This window comes from Dialister sp. (assembly GCF_036343215.1).
Taxonomy (GTDB): Bacteria; Bacillota; Negativicutes; order Veillonellales; family Dialisteraceae; genus Dialister.
This window is the reverse complement of record NZ_JAZASU010000052.1, coordinates 1-12,745: the sequence shown is the minus strand read 5'-3', so window position 1 is coordinate 12,745 and position 12,745 is coordinate 1. Positions and strand designations below refer to the sequence as shown.

Genomic DNA, 12,745 nt, shown 5'->3' with positions numbered 1-12,745 from the left:
GTATACGTACTGACCAAAGATGAAGGCGGCCGTCATACCCCGTTCTTCAACGGCTATCGTCCGCAGTTCTTCTTCAGAACCACCGACGTAACCGGCGACATCACCCTGCCGGAAGGCACTGAAATGTGCATGCCTGGCGATAATGTCGAAATGGCAGTAAAACTCATTACCCCGATCGCTATGGAAGAAGGCCAGCGTTTCGCTATCCGTGAAGGCGGCCGTACCGTAGGCGCAGGCGTTGTAGCTAAGATTGCAAAATAATCTTTGATACAATTCTGACTTTTCGGAAATAGAAAGAACTCCTCATTCGTGAGGAGTTCTTTTTTGTGCTCTTTTGCTATGGGAAATACAGGATGAAAAGCTTTTGCATCCAGGCTGTCGGGAGACTCGGGAGTGTCGGGGCTCTCGGGAAGGCGGCGCCGCTGATGGGGCGCGGATGATTGATGGGAATTGTGAAACATATCGATGAAAGCTTTGAATGGGAAAAAATTTACCTGTATCGCTAAGGGCCGAAGGCTGAAATATAAAAATTTGCGGCCGAAGGCCGCCACCTTCCCGACAACCCCGAAGTGATTCCCGATAGTCCAGATACTCCCGATTCAAAAGTAAATCGGGATGACAGTTTACTCTTTGTATTATGGTTATTTCAAAATTTTCGGAACAAAAAAGGCGCCCCGGAGGGCGCTTATTTATTTAATATCCATGAGGGGCTCATTGATGAGCTTAAGTCCCTCGAAGCTGACCATGTCTTTCTGGCTGTCAAAAGTCGCAAGAAGGAGGAAACGGTAGGTGTCATCCACTTTGGAAGCAAAGCCCCGGACGAAGAGGGGCACCACAAAGCCGTCTATGGAAAGGGTGGGACGGAGGGAGAAGGAGTAGGTCTTCGGCCTTTCCTTCACTTTATGGAGCTGCTCTACATTCAGCATGGAGAGGGCGAAGAAACTATAGGGGATGGGTTCCTTTGTTTCCTTCCGCACTTCCTTCATGGTATTCAGGAAGATTTCATTCATGGCACTTTCGATTTTGAGAAGGCCTATATTGAAATTCAGCATTTTTCCTGCCGATTCCTGAGTGTAGCCATGGGGCAGGAACATACCGCCGAAGTATTCGTCCGATGCCTTTCCTTTGAAAGAAGCGCCGGCAGCAATAGCAGTTCCGGTATATTTCTTCCCTTTCATGGTGAGGAGGCCGCCATAATTGTCCATGGAAACAGGGAGGAAATCAAAGGGTTCGTAGGTCATTCCTTTGGGCAGCTCTATGGCATTCAGGATGGACCCTGACATTTCCGCCGTAGGGAGCTCGGAGACCTTTTGCAGACTTTCATCGGCCAGCTCCGAATGAATGGCAGGCATGGAAAGGCCTGCTTTTGAAAGGGGCGATTTTTCCTCAGTCCTGACCGGCTCGCCGCTGCTTTCCGGGGGCTTGTCCTCAGCGAAAGCCGGTCCGCCTGTCAGAAGCAGGAAGGAAAGGGCAAGGGCTGCGATTTTATTTCTTGTCATGTTTTGCTTCTTTCAGCGCTTTGTTAAAGACAGGCCGGAAATAATTGCCCGATGCCTGGTCTGCTGCGAAAATGGTGTAGACCGTCTTTCCGTCTTCTCTGGAAATAATGCCTTTCACATAGACAGGAATGGTAAACCCGTCTTTGGCGAGGGAAACTTTGGCATCTGCGGTCCGGTACGCGGCGCCATCTTTGAAATTGCCTTCTTCCCATTTGGACTTCTCATCCACTTTGATGGAGCTCTTCAGTTCCTTCAGGGCTTTTTCCATAGGGGTAGTCGGTTTTTCTTCTTTGTCAGAAGTTTTGTCTGTCTTTGCTTTTTCAGCCGGTTTTGCTTCGTCCGTTTCTTCAGCAGGAAGGGACGGCTTTACAGGGGCCGGTGATTTTTCTGCTGTTTCTGCAGGTTCTGAGGGAATGGAGGGCTTCAGAAGAGCCACCTTGAGCAGATCTCCATCACTTACGGCAAGGGAAACGACCATGCCCTGATAGTAGGTGTCATTGTCCAGGGCTCTTACCTGGTAAACCTTGCCGCTCCGGAGAATGGAAACAGCCATTTCGGAAAGTTCCTTGCCGGAAGGATCGTCTTTCTGTACCAGTTCAGCACCTTCCAGGAAGGACTGTACATTTTCGGCGGCATTGGGCTTCAAAAGCCAGTCATGAAGCTGGCTGCCGAAGAAGGAACGCTGCCCGTCGAGAACGGAGATTTTTTCACCAAAGTCCAGCACTGCTCCGCCGGATAAAGCCAGGGAATCCGCATGGGCCACTCCGCCCGTCAGTAATGCTGCTGAGAGAAGAGGAGCAGCCATCCATTTCTGTATTTTCATTGGAATCACCTTTCGTAAATACAAGTGGTATATAAATTTATTATATCATTTTGAAGGAAGGCTGTGGGGGATTTCAGCTTAAACAGCTGAATTGCCGGAAGGGAAACTAAAGGGAAAGTAACTTTTGAACCGGGGTTCCCGGGCGTGTCGGGGCTATCGGGAAGGTGTCGCTGCAGTGGCAGCGACGAATTTTTTATGGGGATTATACACAGGCAGGGATCATTACGATAACGAAGAAAATAGGGGACGGAAATAGGAATTATTAAGCATTATGAGTTATACATTAAATAATGTGGTATAATATGAGAGCAAAATAAGTTAAAAACAAAGTTAAATATAAAGGAGGTGTGAAATGGATGATGAAAAGCCGGTGAAGCGAAGTCCTGCTTTATTGAAAACCGGGGCTCTCTGGGTGGTGCTGGCAATCATTCTTGCGATTTCCATGATCCTTTCCATCCGGTTCGGATCTGTTTCCGTGAGTACCGGGGAGCTGCTAAGCGAAATTCATCATTATATTTCTACGGGGGAAATGGGAAACGGTTCTTCTTCCATGATTCTTTGGCAGATCCGTATCCCCCGCACGATTTTTGCGGCCCTGACGGGGATGGGGCTCGCCCTTTCGGGGCTTGCTCTCCAGACCATGACGCGAAATGATCTGGCGGATCCTTATGTGCTGGGTGTTTCATCAGGAGCTTCTACAGGAGCCGTGGCGGCCATCATCTGGGGCTGGTTCGGATTCCTGGGAGGCTATTCCGTTTCTGCCGGAGCGTTTCTGGGGGCTGCCTTATCTACAGCTATTGTCATTTTGTGCAGCGGAAAGAGTACGAGCCCGATCCGGCTCATCCTGGTGGGGATGGGAATTTCTGCTCTTTTCTCATCTCTTACGATGATGATCATTTATGGGGCCCGCCATGAAGCCCAGGTGCGGAGCGCCATGTTCTGGCTTTTGGGAAGCCTTTCAGGCATGCAGTGGAAGGACCTTTCTCTTGTCGCTTTGGTTGTTTTCCTCATGGCTTTGGCGTTGACAGCAGTCAAAAGGGATCTGGACCTGCTCCTTCTGGGCGAAGGGGAAGCCCAGTTTCTGGGAATGAACCTGAAACGGTTCCAGCTTTTCCTTATCCTCATTACTTCTCTTGTGGTGGCATTTCTTGTTTCCAAAGCAGGAATTATCGGATTTGTAGGCCTCATCACGCCTCATCTGGCGAGAGGTCTATGCGGCGTTTCCCATGGACGGATGATTGCCTTTTCTTCCGTTCTGGGAGCTCTGGTCATGGTATGGGCCGATGTTTTCTCCCGGGCTCTCTTTGCACCGGAGGAAATACCGATCGGCGTCCTCACCTGTATCGTAGGGGCACCAATTTTCCTGTGGATCGTCACACATCGCTACGGGGAGGGGACATAATGCTGGACGTGGAACATTTATCATATACCATCGGCGAACGGAAAATCCTGGATGATATTTCCTTCTCCCTCACCGAAGGCGCCATTACCTGCGTCATCGGGCCCAATGGCTGCGGCAAATCGACACTCCTTTCCCATATTTCCAGAAGACTTCCCTCCCACGGCACCGTTTCCTATGAAGGAAAGAAACTGGAAAACTGGCCGCCATCGGAGTATGCCCGTCACGTGGCGGTCATGGTTCAGCAGGGAATGGGTATGGCATCGGGCCTCAGGGCAGAAGATGTGGTGCTCATGGGGCGGTACCCTTTCAAGAAGAAATTTATGGATTATACCGATGAAGACCGGGCCATCGCGAAAAGCATGATGGAAGAGACGGGGGCCCTTTCCCTCTGGGGAAGAAATATGGGTCGTCTCTCAGGCGGCGAAAAGCAGCGCATTCTCATCGCGAAAGCGTTCACCCAGCAGCCGGACCTTCTCCTCATGGATGAGCCGACGAATCATCTGGACGTGAAATATAAAATCGGTCTCATGGAGCACCTGACCCGATTCAAGAAACGGGGCACCGTACTCATAGTCCTTCACGATCTGGGACTGGCTGCCCGGTATGCGGATGAAGCCATCCTCATGAAATCGGGCCATCTCGTGGCCCATGGGAAAACGTCGGAAGTGATGACGGAAGAAAAATTGTCCGAACTTTTCGAAGTGCCCTTCTATACCTCCATGCATGAAGGGAAACGTTTTGTTTACTGCTAGTTCATATTTTAACTGCGAAAGCAGTATTTTTATAGAAATGAGGAAATACTATGAAACAGGGAACAAAGAAATTACTCTCTGCCTTTCTGGGCATTGTCATGGCAGGAAGCTTCCTGACCGGCTGCGGCGGGGAACCGGCTAAAAAAGCAGCTTCTTCTGCGGCAGCTGTAGCAGTCACCTGGACGGAAAAACTGGATGGGAAAACGGTGGATATGAAAGTTACCGCTCCGCCGAAAAAAGCAGTTTCCATGTCCTTTGCCACCACCGAAATGATGCTGGCCCTGGGACTTCAGGACCAGATGGCAGGCACCGCTTTCAAGGAAGAAGACATTTATCCGTCCCTGGCCGAAGCCTATAAGAAAGTGCCGGTACTGGCAGAAAAATGGCCATCCTATGAAAAACTGATGTCCGTATCCCCGGACTTCGTCACGGGCTGGGAAGTCCCCTTCACGAAGAGAGGCATTCCGGCAGAAAAAATCGAAAGCGCCGGTATCCCGATTTTTGTACCGGACTCCATGCAGGACACCAATGCCAACCTGGACACCCTCTTTAAGGATATGCTGGAATACGGCAAAATCTTCGGTAAAGAAGACAATGCAAAGAAATGGGTAGACGGACAGAAGAAGAAACTCTCCGCCGTGCAGGACAAGATTTCCAAGCTGCCGAAGGTAAAAGCCTTCGTCTACGACTCCGATGACGGCGAACCCTTCACTGCTTTTGAAGGCTATACCACAAACATCCTCAAACTCATCGGTGTGGAAAATGTCATGGCCGGTAAAAATGTAGACAAGACCTGGGGCAAGACAAGCTGGGAAAGCTTCGTCCAGGCCGATCCGGATTACATCATCATTGTGGACTATGATACCTCCGACAGAAACGATGACGATTTCGGCAAGAAAGTGGCCAAATTGAAAGCCAATCCCCAGCTCCAGAGCGTAAAGGCCATCAAAGAAGATCACTTCGTGAAAGTCAAACTGTCTGAAATCACCCCGGGCGTCCGCACGGTAGATGCCCTGGTAAGACTGGCAGAAGAAATGCATAAGAAATAAAATATAATCTCTGTAAGGCGCCCTTTGTGGGCGCCTTTTCATATACATATAAGGCAGGAAAGCTTTTGAATCGGGGTTCTCGGGAATGTCGGGGGACGGGGATATCGGGAAGGTGTCGCTGCTGAGGCAGCGACGAATATTTATAGGGATTCTGAACAGGTGCGTGGCTGATTTTGATACAGTTTTGCCGCATAATGGGTTGAGAACTGATAACTGCTCACTGAGAACTAAAAAACAGTCTGTACATCCATGTACAGGCTGTTTTTTGTGTACTACATTTTCCGAAGGATTCTGAATTTCACCATTTCCATGAAGCTCATGTCCTCGATGCAGTTCTTTCTGGATTCTCTTACGAGCTCAGCGGCCCGTTTTTTCTCTTCAGCAGAGAGGGGAGCTCCGGAGTATTTGGAGCGGATGAGGAGGTCTGTCACTTCGGAAAGACCGGAAAGGCGTTTGTCTTCGGTGAGGAGCTTTTTCTGCTTTTCGTAGCTTCCTCTGGCGGGAATGCCTTCATAGGCGGTGAGGCGTTCCATGTAAGCAATGAGGCGGTTGAAGGATTCTTTGTCTCTAGGAGCTTTGGAAATCATGCGGGAAACGGAGGTCAGGTAGTAAGCAAAAGCTCCGATGATGACAAGCATCATAAACAGAAGGAAGAAAAGTGCTTTTGGCAGTGGTTTTTGAGAATCTGTCATCTGCTGGGGATTCTGTCCTTTCAGATTTCCGGAAGACTGCTGATTCCGGCCCTCTCCATTTGGCTGCTCACTTTCCCGGGGCTGCGGTTTTCCGGCATCGGGGTTCATTTTCGGGCTGTTGGGATCCGGCGGCGCATCGGGGGCGCCTTTTTCGTTTCTCTGTTTGTCGGGCGGGATGGGGAAGGGATTTTCATTTCCTTCATAACCCGGGGTGAATTCCACGGGCCGCCAGCCGAGTCCGTCCACATAGACTTCCGCCCAGGCATGGGCATGCCGGTCATTCAGGGAGACCGTATGAAGTCCGTCCGGAAGGGCAGGCGCTTCTTTGATTTCATCAGGCCCTGCCGTCATGCCGACTACATAGCGGGCAGGAATTCCGCTGGCCCGAAGGAGCATGACTCCGGCGGAGGCAAAGGAAGTGCAGTAGCCTTTTTTATTTTCCGTCAGGAAGTAGGAAATAAAATCTTTCCCCGCCGGTACCCGTCCCGGGGCAGTGGAGTAGGTATAGTTCCTTGCCAGGAAGGCACGGATTTCCTCCACCCGCTGCCGTTTTTCGGCCAGGGTTTTGACGGTGGAAATATTTCCAAAAGAAGAAAGACTTTCCTTTACGGATTCCGGGATTTCCAGGTAGTGTTTATATACCCATTCGCTGTAGCGGCTTTCGGCGCCTGCATAGACCCGATAGTATCCGTCGGAGATGGATTCCTGACCCATCATGGAAAGGAGGGGTCCTGCGGGAAGGTCCCAGATGTAGGTGCTGTAGGCTTTTCCTTTCGGGGAAACGGGGGCGCGGTCATAGGTAAAGAGGGGAGCGCCGAAGGTGGCATCGTAGGGAAGGAGGAGGAATCTTGTCTTTTCATAGAGGGCATCGATGGCGAATTCCTTTTTTCTCCCTTTCAGCGGGTCATTCCGGTCCATGTAGTTTTCCAGCATCTGGACGAGGGCGGGATTTCTCTCGATCACGGCCATGAGCCAGGCGCTCTGGTCATACCATTCGCCCTGATTCTGCGAGAAAAGAATTTTCACCGAATCATAGCTTTCCCCGGGCAGGTCTTTCCACTGATTGTTTCCATAGTCGCCGCCCACCCAGCTTCGCAGGTAGAGACGATGCGGCATTTCCGGAGCTTCTATATCCGCGATGATTCGGCCCGTATAGTGAATGCCATTGGAAGTGCCCAGCTTCTGATGACCGGCAGAACCCTTCATCATGCCGGTATAGGCATTTCCTGCATGAAATACAGGATCATAGGGGTCCACGAATTCCACGATTTTTTCCTGGAGCGTGGAGAAAATGGCAGGCTGCTGATACCGGTTTTCAGGGAAAACAAGGGAGATCAGGATGCCCAGCACAAGGGCTGCCCCGAAAGCGCCGAATTCGGGATGACCGGGGCCCCGGGATTTCCATATGGCCGGAAGGGTCATGATGTAAGCGGCAGAAAGGATCAGTCCCAGGGGCGCGGGATTCAAACCATAGTAGAAGCCCAGAAGCAGGGCAAAGAAGGAAATAAGTCCCGAGAGAAGGCTTCCGATTTTTGAAATAGAAGCCGCTATGAAGAACCAGGAAATAAAGAAGCATAGTGCCAGTTTCGCGGGCATTTCCGATGCGGGAATGGCAGGCTTTGGAATTTCCATTTCCACGTCATAAGGCTCGGAGAGGGTATTCATGAGAGGAATGGAAGCGGAAACGGCACTTTGGGTGAGGGTCGTTTTGAGGAGGAGGAGCCCTGAAAGAAGAATAATGAATAAAATGGCAAGGACAGGAAACTGCTTTTTCTCGTCCAGCGAGGATAAAAGGAGATTTCCCAGAAGGACGATGAGGAAAGTGATTCCTGCGAAGAGGAATTCCCCGTTTCCAAAGTAGGAAAAAATAATGGCGGAAATTCCGGCGGCCCCGAGAGCTGTGATGAGGGGACGGAGAAGAGAAATTTTCATCATTTTCCGCCTCCCAGCGCTTCATAAATTTCACCTTTCCCCGAAAGCATGGCCCGCGGCGCATCGGGAGCCACACACCAGATGGCGGGGTGCAGAACGGGAGAAACGGGAGGATCCGGGTCGCCCGTCAGGTACACGATGGGCACATAGGGAGAAAGAGGACTTTCCCGGAGCGCCTGAGCCTGACCGGCTTCGAGAAATCCACGAATCGCTTCTTCCCAGTCATCCCTTGTCCGGATCATCTGGGAAACGGGGCCTGCCTTCGTGGTGAAGGCAAACCGGAAAGAAGAAGGCACGGAAAGCAGGGCCAATCCTGCCGAATAGAGCGCATCGCCGATGATATCCCGGTATTCTTCATTTTCCTCATAGTCTGCGGCGAGGACAAATTTCTCACTTTCTGCGGGATAGGAATCACGGACGAAAACGTCCTCTTTCCGGGCCGTGATTTTCCAGTTGATGAGATGCGGATTGTCGCCGGGGTTGTATTCCGTGGCACCAAAGTATTCCACTTCATCCGACGCCGAAAGCCTGCGGAGGCTTTCGAGGATACTCCCGGCATTCCCCACCTGTTTCGGGAAGACCAGGCAGTCCGAAGGAGCAGCTTCTTTATGGAAATGAAAAAGTCCGAAGGGGTCGGTCCAGGAAATAGAAGGCTTTCCCAGGTCCACCCGTCCACAGTGGAGAGCCTCTTTCTCGAAGTAGAAAGTCAACTTTCCGTTTTCTTCTTCATAGGTCTCATAGGGGATGCCATTCAAAGAAGCATCGGGAGAAGCAAGAAGAAATGAAAATGGCCCTTTGACGGTCAGCGCCACTTCCAGATTTTCTCCCCGGCGGACCGATTTCGGGGCGGAGAGGGTGAGGATGAGTTTTGGCGCCAGTTTCCGCTCCAGAAAATAAAGAGGGAGCGGCGTCAGGATCATCACCAGGGACAGGAGAAAAGCTCCCTGAAGATCATAAAGCACCATGATCAGAAAGGCGATGAATAAGACAATCAGATAGTAAAGCCGGCCCATTTAGTCCTCCTGAAGTGACGGAAGGGGCAGGGAGGCAAGGATTTCAGAAAGAACGGAAGCAGAAGTCTTACCGGCATACCGGGCGTCGCCGGAAAGGGAAATACGATGGCCTAATGTATAAGGTGCAACGGAAGCCACATCGTCCGGAGTGGCATAAGGGCGGCCTTCCATCAAAGCATGAGCTTTTGTCATGGCAGCAAGAGACATGCTGCCGCGGGGAGAAATGCCCAGGCGGATATCCGGATGATTTCTGGTGGCTCTTGCGATATCCACCATGTATCCATAAAGACTGTCCTCCACATGAATTCTGGAAACTTCTTCGCGGAGTGCCATCAGCTGGGCGGGAGAAATCACAGGAGTAAGAGTATCTGCCGGATTTCGTGTATTTCCATTCAGGATCCGGACTTCATCGTCCCTTTCCGGATATCCCACAGTAATGCGGATCATGAAACGGTCCGTCTGGGATTCCGGAAGCTCCTGGGTGCCGGAAGAACCAAATGGATTCTGGGTCGCCATGACGATAAATGGCTGGGGGACCGCATACGTTTTTCCGTCGACCGTCAATTTTCCTTCCTGCATCACTTCCAGAAGAGCTGACTGGGTCTTTGGCGATGCACGGTTGATTTCATCGGCCAGAAAGAAATTCGTCATAGCCGACCCCGCTATATACCGGAAAGTGCCGGAATTTTTATCATACATGGAAAACCCGGTAATATCACTGGGCAGCACGTCCGGCGTAAACTGCATCCGCCTGTAATCCAGCCCCAGTACATGAGTAAAAGCTACGGCAATCGTCGTTTTGCCCACGCCCGGGATATCATCGATTAAAATATGTCCCCCCGCCAGGATGGCACAGAGAATCCGCCGCAGCACCTCATCCTTGCCAAGGACTGCCTTGCCGGTTTCGGAAAGGATAGAATCTATGAGTTCTTTATCTGACATAATTATGGCCTCTTTCAAAAATTTTTTTATAAGTAGGTATATATAATTATACTACTTATGGGAAGGGGGATTGGAGACAGTTGGCGGTAATCGTTCTTCGTTGTTCGTTGTTCGTTCTTCGTGAAGGTGTTGCCGCTGATGCGGCAACGAGTTATAAATGGGGAATGTGGACAGGCAGGGGGGGGAGAACCGTTAGCGCCGGGACATCAATTCTTCAAAAGGACGGGATTGGAGACAGTTGGAGGTAATCGTTCTTCGTCGTTTAATGGCGGGGGGATGAAAACGACATTGAAATGAAAATCATGTAGTTTTTGCTTATAAATTTTAGTACAATAAAGGAAATAAATCGTTTAATTTGCTTTAAAGGAGGTCTTTGCTATGAGTGGATCTATACGTTCTTATCAGGATCTGGATGTTTGGAACAGGGCGATGGATCTGGCGGAGATGATTGCATATTTGACCAGAAGATTACCTGCCGAGGAAAAATTCGCATTAGGCGATCAGATGAGAAGAGCAGCCGTTTCAATTCCATCAAATATAGCCGAAGGACAATTCAGAGGATCCATTAAAGATTATGTCAAACACCTTTATTTTGCGAGGGGTTCTAATTCCGAACTTCTTACGCAGCTTCTCCTGACAGTCAGAATGGGTTACTTTACTAAAGAACAAATTACACCAGCTGTCAATCTAAGCAACAGAGTGGGGCAGATGCTGACTTCCTATATCGCTTCACTGAAAAGTAAGGATAGTTTATAAATGCTTTAAAGGTACTGTCACGAGGAACAGACTGCAAAGAACGAAGTGGAAAAGCTGCTCCTGTTCCGCTCGCGACGAAAAGACAAGCGGCCAAAGGCCGCCCATATAAAAAGATTGGTTGGCGGAGCCAACCATATCCTTAACGAAGAACGAACAACGAATAACGAAGAACGAAAAGCACAATTGTCTCTATCCCCTTTACAATTTCCCTCAATTAAAATATAATAATACTATTAACTTAACAACACGGAAGAGTACCCAAGTGGTTGAAGGGAGCGGTCTTGAAAACCGCCAGACGCAGCGATGCGTGCGTGGGTTCGAATCCCACCTCTTCCGCCAGCCATGTTTCCGCGGCACTGCCGCGGTTTTTTTGACAAAGGATTGAAAATCATGGGCAAAAAAATCCAGCTGAATTATGCGGAAATCTTCAAAAAAGCCATAGGCCTGACGGCAGGGGCAGCGATCTATTCTGCCGGCCTCAACCTGTTCCTGATTCCGAATCATGTCATCGACGGCGGTGTCACCGGTATTTCCCTTCTGGTCCAGGCGCTGACGGGAATTCCATTCTCCATACTCATCGTGCTTTTGAACCTTCCTTTCTTCTTCATCGGTTATCGTCGTCTGGGTAAACGGGTGACGGCTTATTCCATATATGCCATTGTCATCCTGTCCCTCTGCTCTTCTTACCTGGAAAAACTTCCGGCAGCGACGAATGATCCTTTCCTTTCCACTATTTTTGGCGGGATTATCATGGGGATTGGTGTAGGAATTGTCATCAAGAGCGGCGGTTCCACCGATGGCACGGAAATCGTAGCCATCATGATGTCCGGGAGAAGTTCCTTCTCCGTAGGGGATATCATCCTCTTCTTCAACCTTTTCATCCTGGGTGCGGCAGGCTTTGTTTTCAGCTGGAACAGCGCCATGTATTCTCTTATTACTTACTTCATCTGCTCCCGCATGATCGATGCCGTTTCTACCGGCCTTGATTCCTCGAAAGGCGTATTCATCGTCACCAATAATTATGATGACGTTTCTGATGCCATTGTCACCGGCATGAGGAAATCAGTGACCCGCCTCCATGGGCAGGGCGGATTTCTCCGGGATGATAAGGATGTCCTTTACTGCGTAGTCAACAGACTGGAAGTACAGAAATTGAAAGATCTGGTTCATTTCATCGATCCTTCCGCTTTCCTCTCCGTCTTCGACGTACAGGAAGTTTCGGGCGGGGTAGTCAAAGGGACGAATACGGTTCGAACTCCAAAGAAATGACAAGCTTACCTCCCTACGGAAAGGCTTGGTCATGAATGATGGTCACCCTTGCATTAGGTAAGGAAATTTAAAAATTTGAAGGAAATTGGAAATACATTCAAAACTGCATATTTTTTCTATTTCCTGTTGCAATTACTGTCATGGCAATGTAAAATAAATGTATCTTAACAAAGTCGATTCAAAGCGGAGTCCATTCGGGTTTCGCTTTTTGTGCTGTTAAGAGAAAATAGGATGTATGTAGGCATATACTATGCAGAGTTATGGATAAATAATCATTTTCTAATGAACCATGTATTGTATAAAGCAAAACCCTATAGTATCCTAAAGGTTACCAACAGCTCATTTTCCAGCCCTGGGAAAATGGAAGGAGAGAGGGAGTATGGCAGAGGAAACACGGCCACTCGCGCAGAAGTACGAAGTCCCTCCTTCGAAAATAAAGGGCAGGTACATATATTTTTTCGAAGGGAGAGTATCTTATGAAAAAGATTCTCGCAATCGCAGCAGTAGCTGCACTTACCGCTGGTGTTTCTGCATTTGCAGCAAACCCGTTCTCTGATGTTACTCCGGATGACTGGGCATTCCAGGCAGTTTCCGACCTCTCCGACCAGGGCGTCGT

Annotated in this window: 10 protein-coding genes, 1 tRNA gene and 2 pseudogenes; 8 read left to right on the top strand and 5 right to left on the bottom strand. The window is 49.7% G+C overall.

The genetic code is table 11. The features are described from left to right. Nucleotides 1-261 (top strand): annotated as a pseudogene (gene tuf / locus VZT47_RS07370) (elongation factor Tu); the annotation flags it as partial. A 428-nt stretch (nt 262-689) separates the two neighbouring features. Here tuf and VZT47_RS07365 read toward each other — a convergent pair. Next, on the bottom strand, nt 690-1,499 hold the full coding sequence (locus VZT47_RS07365) for a hypothetical protein (protein ID WP_330224324.1): 810 nt from the start codon (nt 1,497-1,499) through the stop codon (nt 690-692). Continuing rightward, nucleotides 1,486-2,322 carry a hypothetical protein gene (locus VZT47_RS07360; RefSeq protein ID WP_330224323.1) on the bottom strand — a complete coding sequence of 279 codons (837 nt, stop codon included), beginning with the start codon at nt 2,320-2,322 and terminating at the stop codon, nt 1,486-1,488. The genes VZT47_RS07365 and VZT47_RS07360 overlap by 14 nt, the downstream gene beginning before the upstream one ends. A 352-nt stretch (nt 2,323-2,674) precedes the next feature. On the opposite strand from VZT47_RS07360, the gene VZT47_RS07355 reads away from it, so the two are divergent. The 3 genes from VZT47_RS07355 to VZT47_RS07345 are packed head-to-tail and all read left to right on the top strand — an operon-like array spanning nt 2,675 to nt 5,525. Next, nucleotides 2,675-3,724: a FecCD family ABC transporter permease gene (locus VZT47_RS07355; protein WP_330224322.1), complete on the top strand. Its 1,050-nt coding sequence runs from the start codon at nt 2,675-2,677 to the stop codon at nt 3,722-3,724. After that, nucleotides 3,724-4,476 carry an ABC transporter ATP-binding protein gene (locus VZT47_RS07350; protein WP_330224321.1) on the top strand — a complete coding sequence of 251 codons (753 nt, stop codon included), beginning with the start codon at nt 3,724-3,726 and terminating at the stop codon, nt 4,474-4,476. The genes VZT47_RS07355 and VZT47_RS07350 overlap by 1 nt, the downstream gene beginning before the upstream one ends. Before the next feature lie 50 nt (nt 4,477-4,526). Beyond that, complete coding sequence (locus VZT47_RS07345; protein ID WP_330224320.1) at nt 4,527-5,525, top strand: ABC transporter substrate-binding protein; 999 nt, start codon at nt 4,527-4,529, stop codon at nt 5,523-5,525. Nucleotides 5,526-5,797: 272 nt separating this feature from the next. Here the strand turns inward: VZT47_RS07345 and VZT47_RS07340 are convergent, their stop codons facing one another. Genes VZT47_RS07340 through VZT47_RS07330 form a run of 3 tightly spaced genes read right to left on the bottom strand, consistent with a single transcriptional unit; the run spans nt 5,798 to nt 10,104 of the window. Further along, nucleotides 5,798-8,152: a transglutaminase domain-containing protein gene (locus VZT47_RS07340; RefSeq protein WP_330224319.1), complete on the bottom strand. Its 2,355-nt coding sequence runs from the start codon at nt 8,150-8,152 to the stop codon at nt 5,798-5,800. Then, complete coding sequence (locus tag VZT47_RS07335) at nt 8,149-9,162, bottom strand: DUF58 domain-containing protein (RefSeq protein WP_330224318.1); 1,014 nt, start codon at nt 9,160-9,162, stop codon at nt 8,149-8,151. Before VZT47_RS07335 ends, VZT47_RS07340 begins: the two co-directional genes overlap by 4 nt. After that, nucleotides 9,163-10,104 carry an AAA family ATPase gene (locus VZT47_RS07330; RefSeq protein ID WP_330224317.1) on the bottom strand — a complete coding sequence of 314 codons (942 nt, stop codon included), beginning with the start codon at nt 10,102-10,104 and terminating at the stop codon, nt 9,163-9,165. Between the two features lie 378 nt (nt 10,105-10,482). Between VZT47_RS07330 and VZT47_RS07325 the strand changes: the two genes are divergently transcribed. The 4 genes and pseudogenes from VZT47_RS07325 to VZT47_RS07310 all read left to right on the top strand — a co-directional run. Then, the gene (locus VZT47_RS07325) at nt 10,483-10,860 is read left to right on the top strand and encodes a four helix bundle protein (protein WP_330224316.1); all 378 of its coding nucleotides are present in this window, start codon (nt 10,483-10,485) and stop codon (nt 10,858-10,860) included. A 248-nt stretch (nt 10,861-11,108) separates the two neighbouring features. After that, nucleotides 11,109-11,199 (top strand) — tRNA-Ser (locus VZT47_RS07320). 51 nt (nt 11,200-11,250) lie between these two features. Further along, nucleotides 11,251-12,129, top strand: a complete 879-nt coding sequence (locus tag VZT47_RS07315) for a YitT family protein (protein WP_330224315.1) — start codon at nt 11,251-11,253, stop codon at nt 12,127-12,129. 476 nt (nt 12,130-12,605) lie between these two features. Then, nucleotides 12,606-12,745, top strand: a pseudogene (locus VZT47_RS07310) (S-layer homology domain-containing protein); the annotation flags it as partial.